General features: G+C 67.9%; 21 protein-coding genes. 11 read left to right on the top strand and 10 right to left on the bottom strand.

What is annotated here, in order from left to right; all coding sequences use genetic code 11:
• Positions 1–8: 8 nt before the first annotated feature.
• A complete protein-coding gene (locus HDC94_RS02570; RefSeq protein ID WP_179494596.1) occupies positions 9–1,262 on the top strand; it encodes a threonine/serine exporter family protein in 1,254 nt (417 codons plus the stop codon).
• A 127-nt stretch (positions 1,263–1,389) separates the two neighbouring features.
• A complete protein-coding gene (locus HDC94_RS02565; RefSeq protein WP_179494594.1) occupies positions 1,390–1,863 on the top strand; it encodes a hypothetical protein in 474 nt (157 codons plus the stop codon).
• Here HDC94_RS02565 and HDC94_RS02560 read toward each other — a convergent pair.
• Positions 1,847–2,281, bottom strand: coding sequence for a hypothetical protein (locus HDC94_RS02560; RefSeq protein WP_179494592.1), 435 nt, complete (start codon positions 2,279–2,281; stop codon positions 1,847–1,849). The two genes, HDC94_RS02565 and HDC94_RS02560, sit on opposite strands and share 17 nt — an antisense overlap.
• A gap of 191 nt (positions 2,282–2,472) precedes the next feature.
• On the opposite strand from HDC94_RS02560, the gene HDC94_RS02555 reads away from it, so the two are divergent.
• Positions 2,473–3,561 carry a DNA alkylation repair protein gene (locus tag HDC94_RS02555; protein WP_179498783.1) on the top strand — a complete coding sequence of 363 codons (1,089 nt, stop codon included), beginning with the start codon at positions 2,473–2,475 and terminating at the stop codon, positions 3,559–3,561.
• A gap of 65 nt (positions 3,562–3,626) precedes the next feature.
• Here HDC94_RS02555 and HDC94_RS14740 read toward each other — a convergent pair whose 3' ends face one another.
• Positions 3,627–4,532 carry a macro domain-containing protein gene (locus HDC94_RS14740; protein WP_179494590.1) on the bottom strand — a complete coding sequence of 302 codons (906 nt, stop codon included), beginning with the start codon at positions 4,530–4,532 and terminating at the stop codon, positions 3,627–3,629.
• Between the two features lie 121 nt (positions 4,533–4,653).
• Here HDC94_RS14740 and HDC94_RS02545 point away from each other — a divergent pair, with 121 nt between their 5' ends.
• From HDC94_RS02545 to HDC94_RS02510, 8 genes are all read left to right on the top strand, one after another.
• Entirely contained in the window at positions 4,654–4,827 is a 174-nt protein-coding gene (locus HDC94_RS02545) for a hypothetical protein (RefSeq protein WP_179494588.1), read from the top strand.
• Positions 4,820–4,969: a hypothetical protein gene (locus HDC94_RS02540; RefSeq protein ID WP_179494587.1), complete on the top strand. Its 150-nt coding sequence runs from the start codon at positions 4,820–4,822 to the stop codon at positions 4,967–4,969. Before HDC94_RS02545 ends, HDC94_RS02540 begins: the two co-directional genes overlap by 8 nt.
• A 17-nt stretch (positions 4,970–4,986) precedes the next feature.
• Positions 4,987–6,474, top strand: a complete 1,488-nt coding sequence (locus HDC94_RS02535) for an SGNH/GDSL hydrolase family protein (RefSeq protein WP_179494585.1) — start codon at positions 4,987–4,989, stop codon at positions 6,472–6,474.
• Positions 6,475–6,560: 86 nt separating this feature from the next.
• Positions 6,561–6,710 carry a hypothetical protein gene (locus HDC94_RS02530; protein WP_179494583.1) on the top strand — a complete coding sequence of 50 codons (150 nt, stop codon included), beginning with the start codon at positions 6,561–6,563 and terminating at the stop codon, positions 6,708–6,710.
• Positions 6,711–6,746: 36 nt separating this feature from the next.
• A complete protein-coding gene (locus HDC94_RS02525) occupies positions 6,747–6,992 on the top strand; it encodes a hypothetical protein (protein ID WP_179494581.1) in 246 nt (81 codons plus the stop codon).
• 1 nt (position 6,993) lies between these two features.
• On the top strand, positions 6,994–7,194 hold the full coding sequence (locus HDC94_RS02520) for a hypothetical protein (protein ID WP_179494579.1): 201 nt from the start codon (positions 6,994–6,996) through the stop codon (positions 7,192–7,194).
• Positions 7,195–7,410: 216 nt separating this feature from the next.
• On the top strand, positions 7,411–8,514 hold the full coding sequence (locus tag HDC94_RS02515; RefSeq protein ID WP_179494577.1) for an LLM class F420-dependent oxidoreductase: 1,104 nt from the start codon (positions 7,411–7,413) through the stop codon (positions 8,512–8,514).
• Positions 8,515–8,561: 47 nt separating this feature from the next.
• A complete protein-coding gene (locus tag HDC94_RS02510) occupies positions 8,562–9,338 on the top strand; it encodes a sulfite exporter TauE/SafE family protein (protein WP_179494575.1) in 777 nt (258 codons plus the stop codon).
• Here the strand turns inward: HDC94_RS02510 and HDC94_RS02505 are convergent.
• From HDC94_RS02505 to hisC, 8 genes are all read right to left on the bottom strand, one after another.
• Positions 9,335–9,721 (bottom strand): Fur family transcriptional regulator, encoded by a 387-nt coding sequence (locus HDC94_RS02505; protein WP_179494573.1) that lies wholly within the window; start codon positions 9,719–9,721, stop codon positions 9,335–9,337. The genes HDC94_RS02510 and HDC94_RS02505 overlap by 4 nt on opposite strands.
• Positions 9,712–10,554 carry a metal ABC transporter permease gene (locus HDC94_RS02500; protein WP_179494571.1) on the bottom strand — a complete coding sequence of 281 codons (843 nt, stop codon included), beginning with the start codon at positions 10,552–10,554 and terminating at the stop codon, positions 9,712–9,714. Before HDC94_RS02500 ends, HDC94_RS02505 begins: the two co-directional genes overlap by 10 nt.
• Entirely contained in the window at positions 10,554–11,333 is a 780-nt protein-coding gene (locus tag HDC94_RS02495; RefSeq protein ID WP_179494569.1) for a metal ABC transporter ATP-binding protein, read from the bottom strand. The genes HDC94_RS02500 and HDC94_RS02495 overlap by 1 nt, the downstream gene beginning before the upstream one ends.
• Entirely contained in the window at positions 11,333–12,271 is a 939-nt protein-coding gene (locus HDC94_RS02490; protein WP_179494568.1) for a metal ABC transporter solute-binding protein, Zn/Mn family, read from the bottom strand. Before HDC94_RS02490 ends, HDC94_RS02495 begins: the two co-directional genes overlap by 1 nt.
• Positions 12,272–12,353: 82 nt before the next feature.
• Positions 12,354–13,688: a dihydrolipoamide acetyltransferase family protein gene (locus tag HDC94_RS02485; RefSeq protein ID WP_179494566.1), complete on the bottom strand. Its 1,335-nt coding sequence runs from the start codon at positions 13,686–13,688 to the stop codon at positions 12,354–12,356.
• An 11-nt stretch (positions 13,689–13,699) separates the two neighbouring features.
• Positions 13,700–14,659: an alpha-ketoacid dehydrogenase subunit beta gene (locus HDC94_RS02480; RefSeq protein ID WP_179498781.1), complete on the bottom strand. Its 960-nt coding sequence runs from the start codon at positions 14,657–14,659 to the stop codon at positions 13,700–13,702.
• Between the two features lie 17 nt (positions 14,660–14,676).
• Positions 14,677–15,795 (bottom strand): thiamine pyrophosphate-dependent dehydrogenase E1 component subunit alpha, encoded by a 1,119-nt coding sequence (locus HDC94_RS02475; RefSeq protein ID WP_179494564.1) that lies wholly within the window; start codon positions 15,793–15,795, stop codon positions 14,677–14,679.
• 9 nt (positions 15,796–15,804) lie between these two features.
• On the bottom strand, positions 15,805–16,890 hold the full coding sequence (hisC, locus tag HDC94_RS02470) for a histidinol-phosphate transaminase (RefSeq protein WP_179494562.1): 1,086 nt from the start codon (positions 16,888–16,890) through the stop codon (positions 15,805–15,807).
• Between the last annotated feature and the right edge of the window lie 36 nt (positions 16,891–16,926).

Raw genomic sequence — 16,926 nt, 5'->3', positions numbered from 1 at the left:
TCGTTCTAATGGCTGAGCCGGCACCCGACGAAGAGGTTGAGGCCATCGGTCGCCTCGGTATCGCGCTGCTCGACGCTGGCTACGCCGTCACCGACGTGTCGCGCATTGCGAAGGCAGTAGCACGCAGCAATTCCGCCGAGTTCACTGTGGGCGCGCTACCCACGGGCGTGTTCGTGGATGATGGCGACCGCACGCGAGTGCTGGCATCCACGGGGACGTCGTTCACGTTCGAACAGGTGGGCATCGTGGGCAAGCTCGCGGCGGAGGCGGAGAGCGGAATGCCCTGGCACGAGCTTCAGGAGGGGCTCGACCGGGTTTACACGATGCATCCGCGGTATCCGTTCTGGCTGTCGCTGTTCGGGAGCGGGCTCATCTCTGGGGGCATCGCGGTCGTGCTCGGCAACCCGTGGTGGGCGGTGGGGCTCGACTTTCTGCTCGGTGTTCTGGTGGGTGCCATCCTGACTGTCGCTGGACGGTACCCGCGTATCGCCGCGATCCTCCCGTTCTTCCTGGCCCTGTTGATCGCGCTGCTTGTCGGGCTCACCGCGGTGGTTTTCGGGATTGCGGAGATTCCGTTCTTCGCGATCGCAGCGCCGCTCGTCATCCTGATTCCGGGCGCTGCTGTAACCAACGCGTTGATCGAGGTGAGCGCGGGCGACGTTGTCTCGGGAGGCGGTCGGCTCGTCGCGGGGCTGACAGTGTGGACGTTGCTCGCCGCGGGATCGGTGGCGGGGGTCGGCATTCTCGGCGGGCGACTCGAAGAGACCGCAGTGATCATGGGCGACGGGTCCGGACTGGCTGCGGAGTTCGTGGATCCAATCTTCGGATGGCCCGCCGTCGCGTTGCTCGCAATCGGAGTCGGTCTCTTCCTCTCCGCGACTATCCCGGTGACACTCGTGATCACGGCTGTGCTGGTGCTTGCCTACGCCGGGTCGGTGTTCCTCACGCCAGTGCTCGGAGCCGGATTCGCGGCCGGGCTCACCTCTGCGGTGCTGCTTGCCGGGTTGCGGCTCGTCGAACGCGGTTGGCCGAGTCTGCCGGCGATCGTGACGTTCCGGCCGGTGTTTTGGCTGCTGGTGCCGGGGTCGCTGGGGCTCATCGCCGTGAGCGGGTTGGCGTCTGACTCGGCCGGGAGCGAGGACCTTCTCCTCACGACCGTGTCGACGGTGCTTGGGCTCGTGATTGGTGTGCAGGTTGGTGCTGTGGTGTCGGAAGCGTTCCGGTCGGGGCCCGGGCACAACGCTCCGGAGCGCAGGAAGTAGGGATGCGCGGGCGAGAGTGCACTTGCGTCTAGTCAGAGACTCGGCAACTGCTGCAAACTGAGTTCTCGATCGGGGGAGAGACCTGAACGAGCACTTGTAGCATGGCTGATGCTGCAAGTATTGAGCGGTGATCACCAACAAGCGGGCGCTCCTGGCCCTGGGCATCGTCGGGTTCTTCGTTGGCGCGGCGCTCGCCTACGCGGTCAGTACCGGCACTCTCGGACTCTGGGCGACGCAGCAGTCCCAGATGTACGACGAACCCGCACGCGCTCCGTTCGTGTGGGCCGCGACATCCCTCGCCGCCATTCCCGTGCTCGGTGTTGCCGCGTGGGGCGCGTTCCGCTTGGCTCACGCGACGTCGCCGGTGCGACGCGGACTCACCGCGTGGGGTGTCTCGATTCTGCTGACGCCGCTGCTTCTGGTCGGCGGACTCTTTCTGTCCATGTCGCTTGCGACCCCCGACATGGCGAACGCCGTCTACTTTCTTCTAGCTGGGCACGGACTGCTGTGCAGTCTGGTGTGGGTTGCGGTTGCTCGGGCGCGGTTTGAAACCATCCCCGAGCCATCTCCGCTAGAGACCGGCGCTACGGACGAGAGCTAGCTGGCGTAGCCTCGGGCGCCGCACCGCGCGTGAGGCGCACCGACGACGAAACGTAGAGAGCGGCCCACACCACGTTCTCCAGCATGAGCAGCCACCACGCGGGCACAAGAGGCTCGGTCGCGACGAGCGCGATGTAGGCGGCCACAGCTGGCGCGAAAACGAGGATGCCGAGCACGAAGCCGGCGCGCGGGCGGGCAGTCATCCGCCACCAAGGCCGCGGTGGTTGAACCAGCTCGCCGGCGCCGCGGAAGATGCGGGTGCCTCCGTATATCCACGCGACATCCAGAATCAGCGTGATGATGGCCAGTCCGCCACCCTGAGGGAGCAGAACGTTGATCACGAAGATCACCAGATATCCGCCCACGATGTAGACGGCCTTCCACCGCTTCTGGGTGAGTCGCAGCGGGTTCCAGGTCATGTCGCGATTGTCTCCAGCTCAGGGCACGGAAGACCCGATTGCAGCTCACGTTACCGGAGGGACAGGCCGGTCCCTGTCCTGGCAGCAGGCAGTTTGCACACCAGGCGAAACCGGTGCACGGCCGGGCAGCTCCCGTCAGCGCTCCGACCGCGGACGTCGTGGGTGGAGGACAAGATGGCCCTGTGGGAACGATGGATGAGTTGATCAACCCGACGGTGATAGCGCGGTTGCGGGAGTCGCTCACTTCGGTGGCGCCGCGGCTGCAGCTGTCCTCTCTCGCGGAGGCGGCGAACGCGGTCGAGGGGAAGCGACTGCGAGACCGCGTGGACATCGTTCGCGACGCACTGCTTCGGGACGTTCCGGAGGGGTTCGCGACGGCAGAACAGATCGTGCTCGACGTACTCGAAGAACCGCGGTTCGCTGGTTGGATGATCTGGCCGACGACCGAGTTCGTATCGGCACGTGCACTCGAGAGCGGCTCGGACTCGGACTTCGATGCCGGGATGGAACTGCTCGCACGGTTGACGGTCGGCCTCAGTAGCGAGTTCGCGATCCGCGACCTCCTCAATGCCCGCCCGGAACGCGCGCTCGACATCATGCGCGGCTGGACGGCTCACGACAACGAGCACGTGCGCAGGCTCGCGACGGAAGGATCCCGCTCCTACCTCCCCTGGGCGCGGCGCGTTCCGTGGCTCATCGCCCATCCGGGTGCCACGCGAGCGATCATCGACGCCAGCTATCGCGATCCGGAGGACTACGTGCGCCGGTCGACAGCCAACCACCTCAACGACCTCAGCCGAACCGATCCGGCCCTCGTCGCGGAGGTCGCGCGGGGATGGCGCGACAGCCCGGACGCGAACACGCCCTGGGTTATCCGACACGGCCTCCGCACCCTCGTTAAGAAAGCCGACCCTCAGGCGCTCGCGTTGCTCGGCTACACCGGCGACGGGTTGGAGGTGGCTCGCCCGACAGTCTCCACTGCATCGGTGCCGGCAGGTGGGACCATCGAGTTCTCAGCGGTGGTCACCAACAACGGCGACAGCGAAGCCATCGTGGCGATCGACTACTCGATCGCGTTCGTGCGGGCGAACGGGATGCTCAGCCCCAAGACCTTCAAGCTCGCGTCACGCCGGCTCGCGCCCGGTGAGAGCGTGTTCGTGGGAAAGACACACTCATTCCGGCCCATCACGACGCGCACGTACTACCCGGGCCGCCACTCCGTGACCGTGCAGGCCAACGGCATCCTCTCGCCCGCCGCCGAGTTCGACCTCGAGGCGTAGCGCTCGAGAACGCAGTTGCGCCTAGTCCCTGCCGAGTCTGGTGGCTAGAGCTGCACTCTCGACCGTCACTCCGGCGGGTGCGGATGCCGCACACCGCTGCCCCACCCGACCTCCCAGCCGTCCGTCGCATCGAAGTAGTCCGCGAACGCGATGGGGAGTGCGTACCTCTCCTCCACTAGAGCGAGGAGTTCGCGGTACCACTGCGTGTAGGCCGGGTCGCGCTCGGGCGTGAGGTCGGGGTGGAGCGCGAGGAGGTGGTCGGCGAGCGCATCCGGGGTGGTGGCGGCCGTGACATCCATGCCCGCCACATCGGGTCCGTTGCCGGTCGTGTAGCCGACCACTTCGCGGTCGCCGAGCCACACACTGCCGCGCCAGTACATTCCCGAGGGGCTCATCCCCGCGGTGAGCCGTGCGTTCTCGATGCCGCGCTCGTGCAGCACCCGCATCGACTGCAGGATGCGCAGCGGCGTCACTCGCCAGAGCGCGGCCTCGACCTCGTGCGTCGCCTCCTCGGTCGGCGTCACGAGGATCACCTCGCGCACCGAGGTTCCGGATGCCGCGATCCCATCGAACCCCGCATGGATCGCGTCGACCCGCGGCCAGCCGTACACCCCTGCGCTCACCAGGGGGAACGCGACCGTCTCGGCGCCCAGCTCGTCCGCCACCCGCAGCGAGTTCGCGTACGCGTCGACCAACTGGCTGCGGCTCCCGCGTCCGTACACTGGCCCGACCGTGTGGATGACCCAGCTCGCCGGCAGCTCGTGCGCCGTCGTCCACCCGGCGCCGCCCACCGGAAGGCCGTGCGGGAAGCGCTCGATGTTCTCGCGGAGCAGCCCGGGCCCCGCGGCGCGGTGGATCGCGCCATCCACTCCCCCGCCGCCGCGCATCTGCGGGCTGGCGGCGTTGACGATGGCGTCCACGGCCTGCTGCGTGATGTCACCGCGCACGACTCTGACCAGAGGAGGCGTCATGCTTCGAGCGTACGTCGCACCCGCACCAGCTAGCGCGTTGACGGCACGGAATCAAGCCCTACGTTTCCGTGCGCGGCAGGAGCATCCTGTGGTGAAAGCCACACGATCGAGGAGGATCGAGATGGATGCCACACCCACCACGTTCAACGCAGGCCCCGAGTACTGGGTGGCTCCCGTGCCCGCCGCGGAGGCGCCCCTGAGCAACTTCAGCGAGCCGGAACACCACGAGGAGCCAGCCGACCACCACCGCGCGTTCGAGGCGCACGACTTCGGAGGCGACGACCACCGTGGATGACAAGCCGCGCCCGGCCGACAACCAGACCGACGGAACCAGCGACGAGGCCACGGAGGAGTGGACGCCGCCCATCGTCGTCGACTCCGACGAGCCCGCCACGGATGACGAGTACACGGCCGACTCTGGCGGCTCGCCCGAGTAACTCGCTAGCCTTCGAGCATGCGCCGCGCATCCTGGGTATCCCTGCTCGCCCTCGCAAGCCTCGCCGTCGTTGGAGCGGTGCCAGCCACCGCCGCAGCACCGGGTGAGCTCGACGGCCTCGAGTACGTATCCCTCGGAGACTCCTACTCCGCCGGCTTCGGCCTCACGCCCTACTCCAGCGCGAGCCCGTTCGCGGGCGACCCCAACGGGTGCTACCAGGCGGACGCGAACTACCCGCACAACGTGGCATCCGCCTTGAAGCTCGACCTCACCGACCAGACGTGCAGTGGCGCGATCAGTGCGAACCTCGGTTATCCGAGCGGCGCGAGCTTCCCGATTCCGGTGAGCTCGGACCCACTGCCCGAGCTGCCAGCGGGCGACCAACTTCAGGTGACGCTCTCGGGCATGACCGCGCCCGAGCTCCAAATCGCTGGCCTGAGCGCCGACACCGACATCGTGACGCTGGCGATCGGCGGCAACGACCTCGGCTTCGCGGACATCGCCACGGCGTGCATCCGGGAGGACGTCGACTCCGGCAGCGTGCCGCTCTACCTCTACTACGAGGTGGGGGCGGATGTCACGAACTGCGCCGACTACTTCGGCAACGACACCACGTACCTCGGTGCCGACCTCTTCACCCGCCTCTCGGGAGACGTGGAGCCGCGCATCCAGAGCACGTTCGACGCCGTGAAACAGCTGGCCCCCAACGCACAGGTGTTCGTGGTGGGCTACCCGCAGATCGCCCCGGCGAACGCCACCGACGCGTGCTTCTCGTCGATGGACAACGACAACGCCGTGCCGTTCTCCGGCACCGACATCGAGTTCATCAACACCGTCGAGGGCGCACTGGATGCCACACTCCAGAGCCAGGCCGAAGCCCACGGGTTCCACTTCGTCTCCAGCTGGGCCTCCTCCGCGAACAACACGCTGTGCTCGGACGACCCGTGGATCTGGGGACTCACCGCCTACGTGAACCTCGACTCGTCCACGTGCGAGAGCGGCTACCTGCCGGAGGCGGACGCCTACGTGTGCGTCAAACTTGGCGCTCTCCACCCGAATGAGCAGGGGGTCGCAAACCTGACCGCCCTCACGACCACGGCAGTGCAGTCCGCCTTCCACGTGACCGCGTCGGTGGATGAGGCCGCGCCGGGCGACGCCGTGGACGTCACGGGGTCCGGGTTCCACCCGGGCGAGACCGTGCGCTTGGAGCTGCGGCTCGGAGGCGTGACGCTTCAGCTCGGCACGGCGGTGGCCGATGCATCCGGAGACTTCAGCTCGACAGTGACGATTCCGGCAAGCGCCGCCGCTGGGTCGCACACGGTCCACGGCGTAGGGCTCGAGTCCGGCCGGTCGTTCAGCGACACCCTGAGCGTCGTGCGCACGGCTGCACTCGCCGCGACAGGGCCCGCGGATGCCACGGCTGCCGTGCTACTCGGCTTCGGGTTGCTCGGCCTCGGCGCCGCAGCCTTCCTCGCCGCACGGATGGGCCGCCGCACCAAGTCCTGACGTCGCGCTAGCGCACTCGGCCGTCTCGCGGTAGTGGTTGACCCCCTCCCCGGCAGGGCGCACCGTGGAGACAGGAAGGGGCAATCATGTCTGACGCGAAGAACGACGAGACCACCAAGCCGACGAAGTCCGAGGAGGTGGCCGAAACCGAGGAGACAGCGGACGGCTACGGCGCCTACGAGGCGGAGAACTTCGGCCCCGACGGCGACAACTCCAAGAACGCGCACAAGGGCTAGTCGCGAGCGACACCCCATGAACCGAAGGGATGCATCATGACCAGTGATCCACTGTTCGACAACCCGGATCGCACCGATCTCGGCGGCAGCGCCGAGGATGCCGTGCCCGAAGCCGATGCGCTCGAGCAGTCGCGCCTCGAGATCCCGTCGACCCTCGACCCCGAGGCGCCGGCCGACACAGCGCCGAACCCCGGGATCAGCGATAGCGTCGACGCCAACGAGGCGGACGTGATCGAGCAGTCGCTCGAGGTTCCCCTCGACGACGAACCGCGTGAGGACTGAGATGCACGACGAGCGTGACCACCACGACAAGGCCGAGGTCGAGATCGAGATCGAGGGTACGACGGCAGATCCGACCGCCGATGACGGCCAGTTCGACAGCCAGAGCATGCCGACGACCGACGGCGAGATGACCGACCCCGAGGGCGAGGTCGGCTGGGAGGAGTTCCAGGAGAGCGGCACGCTGGAGGAGCCCGCGCCGTAGGTGGCCTGTGCTGCGCGTGGGTGAAGTTTCGATACGCGCCTGCGGCGCTACTCAACCAGCAGAGGGTGCCTGCGGAGGGTGCCTGCGGCGCTACTCAACCAGCGGAGGGCCGCGCATTCGGGGCATCTGTGGGTTGAGTAGCCGCGGCGCAGCCCGGCGTTATCGAAACCCGCCCCCGATTACGCTGGAACCCACGCTGCAACCAACGGAGGCACCATGCGCATCGGCTACTCGACGGGGTACTGGAGCGCCGGCCCCCCGAAGGACGCGCTCAAGGCCATCCGCACAGCCGAGCGCCTCGGCTACGAGTCCGTTTGGACCAGCGAGGCCTACGGCTCCGACGCCCTCACCCCGCTGGCCTGGTGGGGTTCGCGCACGAAGCGCATCAAGCTCGGCACCGCGATCGCGCAGCTCTCCGCGCGGCCCCCGGCAGCGGCGGCGATGGCCGCGATCACCCTCGATCACCTGTCGGGTGGCCGTTTCATCCTGGGTCTTGGTGCCTCCGGTCCGCAGGTCGTCGAGGGATGGTACGGCCAGCCCTACCCCAAGCCACTCGCGCGCACGCGGGAGTACATCGGGATCGTGCGTGAGGTGCTTGCGCGGCAGGAGCCCGTGACATCCACAGGCCCCCACTATCCCCTCCCCTACACGGGTGCGGATGCCACGAACCTGGGCAAACCGCTCAAGTCCACTGTTCACCCGCTCCGCGCCGACCTGCCCATCTACCTCGCGGCGGAGGGACCGAAGAACGTCGCACTGGCAGCCGAGATCGCCGACGGGTGGATCCCGTTCCTGCTGTCCCGCAACGCGCTGGACGAGGCACACACCAACCTCGAGGCCGGTTTCGCCCTGCGCTCGCCAGAGCTGAGCCCGCGCGAGCAGTTCGAGGTCGTGCTGCCGATGCCCGTCGTTCCGCACCCCGACGTGGAGGCGGCTGCCGACCTCGTGCGACCGATGCTCGCCCTGTACATCGGGGGCATGGGGGCGAAGGGCGCCAACTTCCACCGCGACGTGATCGATCGTCTCGGGTACTCGGCCGAGAGCGACGTGATCCAGGAGCTGTACCTGGCGGGCAAGAAGAAGGAGGCGATCGCGGCCGTGCCGACGAAGCTCGTCGAGGAGCTCGCGCTCGTCGGCCCGCCCGAGAAGATCCGCGACGAACTGGCCGCCTGGGAGGAGAGTGTCGTGACGACGTTCCTCGTGCAGGGCCCCGCCTACGCGCTGCGGACGATCCGCGACGTCGTGCAGGGTGAATCGCTGTCGCGCGCCAAGCTCAGCATGCTCGCGATGGCGTTCGCAGCGCGACGCGACCGCCGATAGCGCCGCAGCCGCTCAAGCAGGCCCGGCGTGACGGTTACGCTGGTGCGATGACTCGGCGCATCCTCTCGCTCGTTGGCGTTGGCATCCTGGGAGGATTCCTGTCGGGCACGTTCGGCATCGGCGGCGGCATCCTCATGGTGCCCCTGCTGATCCTCCTGATCGGGCTCGACCAGCGTCGAGCAGCCGCGCTCTCCCTCGCGGGAGTGCTGCCCGCGGCCATCGTCGGGGCGATCACCTACGGCATCGAGGGACACGTCGATCTGCTCGCCGGTGCGCTCGTGGCGGTCGGCGGAATCGTGGGTGCGCTCATCGGTACCCGTCTCCTGCGTCAGCTGTCCCTCGGCTGGCTGCGATGGATGTTCGTGGTGCTGCTCGTGCTCGTGGCGGCTCGCATGCTCTTCGCCTCACCGGAGTCCGACGCATCCATCGAGTTCGGCTTCTGGTCGATCGCCGGCCTTATCGGGCTCGGACTCGTCGTGGGCGTCGCCTCGGGCTTGTTCGGCATCGGCGGCGGCGTGATCATCGTGCCTGCCCTCGTCGGTCTCTTCGGGGTGAGCGAGCTCATCGCCAAGGGCACCTCGCTGCTGGCGATGATCCCAACGTCGATCACGGGCACGATCGCGAACACCCGCGCGCGTCTCGTGAAGCCCCTCGACGGGCTGATCCTGGGCGCCGCTGCGGCTCTCGCCTCCTACCCCGGCGTGGTCGTGGCACACCTGATGCCCACGATCGTCTCGCACATCCTCTTCGCGGCACTCGTGCTGTTTGCCGCAACGCAGCTCGCCATCAAGGCCTGGCGAGCGCGCGGCACAGAGAAGACCTAGCGCGAGCAGTTCGCGCAAAGACCGAACACGTCCACGACGTGGTTCGGCTGTGTGAAGCCGTGCTCGGCCGCGACCGTGCGCGCCCACTCCTCGACGGCATCCGCCTCGATCTCCACGGTGAGACCACAGTTGCGGCAGATCAGGTGGTGGTGATGCGTGCCCGGCGTGCAGGCGCGGTAGAGGCTCTCACCCTCCTGCTGCAGCGAGTCGGCCTCGCCCTCGGTCGCGAGGTCGGCGAGCGCGCGGTACACGGTGGCCAGTCCAATGGATGACCCGCTCTCCCGCAGCGCGGAGTGCAACGCCTGCGCGCTCACGAACGCCTCGGACTCGCCGAGCGCTTCGCGAACCGCCTCGCGTTGCCAGGTGTTGCGCTTCACCGCCATGCTTCCACCTTACGTTTGGGCACTCGCCGCGCGCCGATCACTCGGCAGATCAAATAGATCGCGAACGAGATGGTCGTGATGAAGGGACTGATCGGCAGCGAACTGCCGATCGCGATGAGGATGCCGCCGACCGCGGACACGAACCCGAACACCATGCTGAGCACGGGCACGAGGATGGGCGACGACGAGACACGCAGCGCTGCAGCGGCGGGCGTCACGAGCAGGGCGAGCACGAGCAGCGCACCGATCACCTGCACCGAGACCGCGATCGTCAGCCCGAGCAACAGCATGAACGTGAAGCTCAGCGCGCGCGACGGCACACCGCGTGCGGCGGCGACATCGGGATCGAGGCTGTCGAAGGTCAGCGGCCGCCAGATCACCAGGAGCACCGCGAGTACCGCGATCGAGATGCCGATGAGCAGCCCCAGCTGCGGGAAGTCGACGGACACGATCTGGCCGGTGAGCAGGCCGAACTTATTGCCGCTGCGTCCGGGGTAGAGGGCGAGGAAGAGGATGCCGAGGCCCAGGCCGAACGGCATGAGCACCCCGATGATCGAGTTGCGGTCCCGCGCCCGGGCCCCGAGTAGTCCGATGATCCCGGCCGCCACGAGCGAGCCGACCACCGAGCCGAGCACCACATTCGCCCCCAGGAGCAGGGCAGCTGCCGCACCCGCGAACGAGAGCTCGCTGATGCCGTGCACGGCGAAGGCCATGTCGCGCTGCATGACGAAAACACCGATGAGGCCGCCCGCGATGCCGAGCACCGCGCCCGCGTAGACGGAGGCCTGCACGAGCACAAGCAGCTCGCCGTAGTCGCTGAAGTCGAAGATCATCAGTGGTGCCCCACATCCGTTGCGCCGGCGACGAACACTCGCCCCTCGCGCCGCAGCACCTCGACGGGCGTGCCGTAGAGGTCACTCAGCACCTCGGAGCGCAGCACCTCGTCGGGCGTACCCACCGTGAAACGGCCCTGCGCGAGGTACAGCACACGATCGACCATGCCGAGCACCGGGTTCACATCGTGCGTGACGAAGACGACGGCGGTGTCGTTCTCCCTGCGCTGCTCATCGATGAGCTCGGCCACCCCTCGCTGGTGCGCGAGGTCGAGACTCGTGAGCGGCTCGTCCGCGAGAAGCAGGAGCGGGTCGGATGCCGTGGCCTGCGCGACCCGCAGTCGTTGCTGTTCCCCGCCGCTCAGTGTGCCCATCGGCTGCTCGGCGTACTCGGTCGCCCCGACGGCGGCGATCGCGGCATCCACGCGTGCGCGATCCGCGGCCGAGGTGATCGGCAGGCCGAAGCGGTGCCCGTTGACCCCGAGCGTGACGAGATCGCGGCCGCGCAGCGGCGTTCCCGGTGCCACGATGCGCTGCTGCGGAATGTACCCGATGCGCCGGTCACCGCGCCGAACGGGTGCTCCGCCCACCGAGATCGTTCCCGAGTCCAGCGGCTGCTGGCCGAGGATGGTGCGGAGCAGGCTCGTCTTGCCCGACCCGTTGGCGCCGAGCACCGCAAGGAACTCCCCCGGCGCGACCGACAGGTCGAGCGCACGCCACAGGGCGCGCCCGCCGAAGCTGAGCGCGCCCTCGTGGATCTCGAGTGCGGGAGTGGCCACTAGATGAGTGCTTCCTCGATCTGCGCGATGTTGACCCGGCTCATCCACGAGATGTAGTCGTAACCGTCGGGCAGTGTTTCGGTGAAGGAGGCGACGTTGATGTCGGCATCCTCCGCGGCATCCCGCAGCTTCTCGGTCTCGGGGCTCGAGGTCTGCTCGTTGTAGCCGAGCATGATCACCGACTTCGAGGTGATGAGGTCGAGCGTCTCCTGAAGAGCGAGCGGCGGCACATCCGACCCCTCCTCGATCGCCTCGGTGAAGGCCTCTGGGGTGGCGTTGACGAGACCGATCGTGTCGATGAGGTACCCGGGAACCGGCTCGGTGAGGGCGACGCTGCGACCCGCTGCCTTGGGGATGAGGCTCTCCGCCTTGTCCTGGAGGATCCCGATCTGGTTCACGAACTCCTGGGCGTTCGCGGCGTAGGTGCTCGCATTGTCGGGGTCGATCGTGCCGAGGTCGGTGGCGATCTGGTCGGCGAGACGGCCCATGGCGGTGAGGCTGTACCAGACGTGCTCGTTGAAGCCCTCGATGTGATCGTGGTCGTCCTCGCCCTCGGCGTGGTCATCGTCTTCCGCGGCATCCGCGGGCAGCAGGCCGGAGACCTCCACCGCGTTGATCACCGGGGCGGACGTGGCGGATGCCTCGACCAGGGTCTCCATGAAGGTGTCGTAGCCACCACCGTTGAGGATCACGAGGTCCGCGTCATCCACCGCCTTGCGGTCTCGGGCGGAGGCCTCGTAGCTGTGCGGGTCCTGCGAGGGGCTGTAGATGATGTTGGTCACGTCGAGGTGCTCGCGGCCGACGGCGGAAGCGATGTTGCCGTAGACGTTGGTGGAGGCGACGACGGTGACGCGGTCACTCTCGGCCTCAGGGGCTGGGGTAGCGGCGCATCCCGCAAGGATCAGGACGGAGGCAGCGAGAACGGCGAGTTGCTTCATGGTGGTGCTTTCTAAGCGAACGGTAATGAGATTCGTTATCAGTACCGTAACACAGCTGCGCCGGACTCAACTGCAGACGCGTTCAGTCCAGGAGCAGGGCGGGCTCCTCGAGCACGCTCGCGACGTCGGCCACGAAGCGGCTCACGACGTCGCCGTCAACCACACGGTGGTCGAAGCTGCCACCGAGCGTGGTGACGAAACGAGGACGCACCTCGCCGTCGACGACCCACGGCTTCTGCTTGATCGTGCCGAGCACGAGGATGCCCACCTCGCCGGGGTTCAGGATCGGGGTTCCCGTGTCCATGCCGAACGAGCCGAGGTTGGTGATGGTGAACGTGCCTCCCGCCATGTCCGCGGGGGTGGACTTGCCATCCCGTGCGGTGATCGTGAGCTGCTCGAGCGACAGCGCGAGATCCTTCAGCGAGAGGGTGTGCGCATCCTTGACGTTCGGCACGACAAGTCCGCGTGGGGTCGCCGCGGCGATACCGAGGTTCACGTAGTGGTGGACCGTGATCTCCTTGTCGGTGAACGTCGAGTTCACCGAGGGGTTGCGGCGGATCGCCCAGATCGCAGCCTTCGCGGCGATGAGCAGCGGGGAGACCCGGATGCCGGCGAAGTCGGGCGAGTTCTTCAGGCGCTTGACGAACTCCATGGTGCGCGTGGCATCCACGTCGACGAAGACGCTGACGTGCGGGGCCGTGAACGCGCTCTTGGCCATCGCGGTCGCGATCGCCTTGCGCACGCCCTTGACGGGGATGACCTCCTCGCGCTCGGCACCCCACTCCGGCGTCTCGATGTTGCGGAACACGCTCGCCTGCGACGCCTGGCGGATGACGTCGTCGCGGGTGATCTCGCCGGCGAGGCCGGTCGCGAGCACCGTCGTCAGGTCCACGCCGAGGTCCTTGGCGAGCTTGCGGATCGGCGGCTTCGCGATGATGGCGGATGCCGCGGCAGCGGGAACACTCGACGGCCGCGCCGCGGGCGCGGCAGGCGGGGCGACCACGGGCGCTGGCGGTGCACCGGCGCCGCGCTTGCGACGGGACACTCCGTGCCCAGCCGAGCCGTAGCCGACGAGCACCGCGCCAGACGTGTCCTCCGCGGGCGCACCCTCCGAGGCGACGGTCGCGGCGGTGTCGGTGATGATCGCTGCGGGCTCGGGCTCCGGTGCTGGGGTGGCAGGGACATCCCCGTCGACGGAGATGATCGCGGTGCCGACCTCAACGGTCTGCCCCTCGTCGACGAGCAGCGCGGACACCTTTCCCTCGAAGGGGGACGGCAGTTCGACGAGCGACTTGGCCGTCTCGATCTCCACGAGTACCTGGTTGATCGAGACGGTGTCGCCGGCCTTGACCTTCCAGGCGACGATCTCGGCCTCGGTCAGGCCCTCACCCACATCGGGAAGCAGAAACTCAGACAAGGGGAAGCTCCTTAGTACGCCATGGCGCGGTCGACAGCTTCGAGCACGCGGTCGACATCGGGCAGGTAGGTCGTTTCGAGTTTGGCGGGAGGGAACGGGGTGTCGAAGCCGGCGACGCGCAGGACGGGAGCCTCGAGGTTGTAGAAGCAGCGCTCGGCGATGGTCGCCGCGATCTCGGAGCCGACCGAGACGAAGCCGGGAGCCTCCTGGGCGATGACCAGGCGGCCCGTCTTCTGCACGGACTCGACGATGGGCGCGTAGTCGATGGGCGAGATCGAACGAAGGTCGATGACCTCCGCGCTCGTGCCCTCCTCGGCTGCGAGCTCCGCGGCCTGCAGCAGCAGCGACACCGTCGGGCCGTAGCCGAGCAGCGTGATCTCGGTGCCCGTGCGCACCACGCGACTGGCGTGCAGCGGGATGCCGGGGTTCTCGAGGTCCACCTCGCCCTTCGGCCAGTACCGGCTCTTCGGTTCGAAGAACAGCACGGGGTCGTTGGACGCGATCGCCTCCTGGATCATCCAGTAGGCATCGTGCGGGCTCGCGGGACTCACGACGCGGAGTCCGGGAGTGTGCGCGAAGTACGCCTCGGGGCTCTCCTGGTGGTGCTCGACGGCACCGATGTGGCCGCCGTACGGCACGCGGATCACGACCGGCATGCTCAGGCTGCCCTCGTGACGGTAGGTGAGCTTGGCCAGCTGCGAGGTGATCTGGTCGAAGCCGGGGAAGATGAAGCCGTCGAACTGGATCTCGCACACGGGCCGGTACCCGCGCATGGCGAGACCGATGGCGCTTCCGACGATGCCGGACTCGGCGAGCGGAGTGTCGAGCACCCGCTTGTCGCCGAACTCCGCCTGGAGCCCCTCGGTCACGCGGAACACACCACCGAGGCGACCGATGTCCTCACCCATGAGGAGAACCTTCGGGTCGTCGGCGAGCGCCTTCTGCAGCCCCAGGTTGAGGGCCTTGGCCATGCTCAGGGATTCGGTGCTCACTGTCCGGCCTCCTCGAAGGATGCCTCGTACCGTTCGAGCCACGCCGACTGTTCGTCCATCAGCTGATGCTGCTCCGAGTACACGTTGCTGAAGATCTTCGAGTTCGGCAGGCCACCGAGCGCGAGGGTGCGGCGACGCACGTCGGCGGCCAGGTCCTCGCCCTCCTGCGCGACCTCCGCGAAGAAGGCGTCGCCCTCCCCGCGGCTGCGGAGGTAGGCCTCGAAGCGGGGGATCGGGTCGTGCTTGACCCAGAAGTCGAGCTCCGACTCATCCCGATACTTGCTGGGGTCGTCACTCGTGGTGTGCGCCCCGATGCGGTAGGTGAGGGCCTCGATGAAGCCGGGCCCGCCGCCGGAACGGGCGACGTCGAGGTTCGCCGTGGTGACGGCGTAGCTGGCGAGCACGTCGTTGCCGTCGATCTGCACCCCCGGGATGCCGAAGCCCGACGCGCGGAGGTAGAGCGGGCTGCGCGACTGGCGGCTGACGGGCACGGAGATGGCCCAGTGGTTGTTCTGTAGGAAGAAGACCTGCGGCGTCTGGTAGCTCGCCGCGAAGACCAGGGCCTCGCTGACATCCCCCTGGCTCGATGCGCCGTCGCCGAAGTAGACGACGGCTGCCTCGTCGGTGTCCGGGTTGCCCGTTGCGGTGGCTCCGTCGAACTGGATGCCCATCGCGTAGCCGGTGGCGTGCAGCGTCTGCGAACCGATGACGAGCGTGTAGAGGTGGAAGTTGCCGTTCTCCTTCGGATCCCAGCCGCCGTGGCTGAGGCCGCGCAGCATCTCGATGATGCGCATCGGCTCCACGCCGCGGATGCGCGCGACGACGTGCTCGCGGTAGGCGGGGAAGATGTGGTCCTGCGGGCGGGCGGCGAAGCCGGAGCCGACCTGCGCGCCCTCCTGCCCGATGCTCGGAATCCACAGGCCGAGCTGGCCCTGGCGCTGCAGGTTGCCCGCCTCGACGTCGAACCTGCGGATCACCACCATCTGGCGGTGGAACTCGCGCAGCTGTTCGTCGGAGAGCTTCTCGATGATCGGGAGGTACTGCTCGGTCGCATCGTTCGTGACGATGGTCCCCTCCGGGCTGAGAAGTTGAATCGTCGCCGGGGTGTAGGCCATTGCTCTAATCTAACCCGCCCTTGCGGCTCCCGTTCGTTGGAGTGAGACAACCTCCTCGGCAGCACTTAGGAGTTTCTCCACAGCTTCCGTCTCTCCGATGGAGATGCGGATGCCCTCTCCCAGTGGTCGCACGATGATCCCGTGCCGCTCAAACACTTCAGCGGCAGCGACGCTGTGGGCCCCCGTCGACAGCCAGACGAAGTTGCCCTGGGGCACGGGGATGTCCCATCCCTGGGCGGTAAGTCCCTCGACGACCTGCTCCCTCAACGCGGCGAGCGCGGCGACGCGGGCGAGCAGCTCCTCCTCGTTGTCGAGGGAAACGATCGCGGCCCGCTGGGCGGGCTCGGTAACCGACAGCGGGATGGCGACGGCGCGTGCGGCATCCATCACGTACTCCGCGCCGACGGCGTAGCCGATGCGGAGGCCCGCAAGGCCGTAGGCCTTCGAGAAGGTGCGCAGTACGACGAGGTTGGGATGCTCGGCCACGAGTGGTTCGCCGCGAACCGCCTCGGGATCCGTGACGAACTCGGCGTACGCCTCGTCCAGGATCACAAGCACGGTCGGCGGGACCGCGTCGAGGAACTCGAGGAACTCGGTGCGGGTGACGGTCGTGCCGGTCGGGTTGTTGGGGCTGCAGACGATCACCACGCGCGTACGGTCGGTGATCGCGGCGGCCATCGCGGGCAGGTCGTGGCGCCCGTCGGCGGTGAGCGGAACCTGCACGCTAGTCGACCCCGCGGTGGCGACGAGGAGCGGGTAGGCCTCGAAGCTGCGCCACGCGTAGACGACCTCATCGCCGGGGGCGCTGGCCGCCGAGATGAGCTGTGCGAGCACAGACACGGAGCCCGCACCCACCTGGACCTGCTCCGGCGAGATGCCGAACTTGACCGCGACGCGTCCACGGACTCCGGCAGCGGAGGCCTCGGGGTAGCGGTTGATGCTGCTCTCGGTGATCGCAGCGAGCACCGCAGGCAGCGGCGGGTAGGGGTTCTCGTTGGAGGAGAGCTTGAAGGCATCCTCGGCTGCTGTACGCCCCTGTCGGTAGGGCACGATCGATTCGATCTCGGGCCGCAGTCGCACTCGCTCGTTGGTCACGGTCGCTCCTCGCTCATGAGCCAAGCCTATTCTCGA

This window comes from Leifsonia sp. AK011 (assembly GCF_013410945.1).
Classification (GTDB): Bacteria; Actinomycetota; Actinomycetes; order Actinomycetales; family Microbacteriaceae; genus Rhodoglobus.
The sequence above is the reverse complement of the archived record's forward strand: the minus strand, read 5'-3'. Positions and strand labels throughout refer to the sequence as shown.

Bases quoted from the DNA above. Each gene is read 5' to 3' on its own strand.
- HDC94_RS02570 (WP_179494596.1), top strand. From the start codon at position 9: ATGGCTGAGCCGGCACCCGACGAAGAGGTTGAGGCCATCGGTCGCCTC.
- HDC94_RS02560 (WP_179494592.1), bottom strand. From the start codon at position 2,281: ATGACCTGGAACCCGCTGCGACTCACCCAGAAGCGGTGGAAGGCCGTC.
- HDC94_RS02535 (WP_179494585.1), top strand. From the start codon at position 4,987: ATGCGCCGCGCATCCTGGGTATCCCTGCTCGCCCTCGCAAGCCTCGCC.
- HDC94_RS02520 (WP_179494579.1), top strand. From the start codon at position 6,994: ATGCACGACGAGCGTGACCACCACGACAAGGCCGAGGTCGAGATCGAG.
- HDC94_RS02500 (WP_179494571.1), bottom strand. From the start codon at position 10,554: ATGATCTTCGACTTCAGCGACTACGGCGAGCTGCTTGTGCTCGTGCAG.
- HDC94_RS02475 (WP_179494564.1), bottom strand. From the start codon at position 15,795: ATGGCCTACACCCCGGCGACGATTCAACTTCTCAGCCCGGAGGGGACC.
- HDC94_RS02555 (WP_179498783.1), top strand. From the start codon at position 2,473: ATGGATGAGTTGATCAACCCGACGGTGATAGCGCGGTTGCGGGAGTCG.
- HDC94_RS02490 (WP_179494568.1), bottom strand. From the start codon at position 12,271: ATGAAGCAACTCGCCGTTCTCGCTGCCTCCGTCCTGATCCTTGCGGGA.
- HDC94_RS02510 (WP_179494575.1), top strand. From the start codon at position 8,562: ATGACTCGGCGCATCCTCTCGCTCGTTGGCGTTGGCATCCTGGGAGGA.
- HDC94_RS14740 (WP_179494590.1), bottom strand. From the start codon at position 4,532: ATGACGCCTCCTCTGGTCAGAGTCGTGCGCGGTGACATCACGCAGCAG.
- HDC94_RS02545 (WP_179494588.1), top strand. From the start codon at position 4,654: ATGGATGCCACACCCACCACGTTCAACGCAGGCCCCGAGTACTGGGTG.
- HDC94_RS02525 (WP_179494581.1), top strand. From the start codon at position 6,747: ATGACCAGTGATCCACTGTTCGACAACCCGGATCGCACCGATCTCGGC.
- HDC94_RS02515 (WP_179494577.1), top strand. From the start codon at position 7,411: ATGCGCATCGGCTACTCGACGGGGTACTGGAGCGCCGGCCCCCCGAAG.
- HDC94_RS02505 (WP_179494573.1), bottom strand. From the start codon at position 9,721: ATGGCGGTGAAGCGCAACACCTGGCAACGCGAGGCGGTTCGCGAAGCG.
- HDC94_RS02480 (WP_179498781.1), bottom strand. From the start codon at position 14,659: ATGGCCAAGGCCCTCAACCTGGGGCTGCAGAAGGCGCTCGCCGACGAC.
- HDC94_RS02530 (WP_179494583.1), top strand. From the start codon at position 6,561: ATGTCTGACGCGAAGAACGACGAGACCACCAAGCCGACGAAGTCCGAG.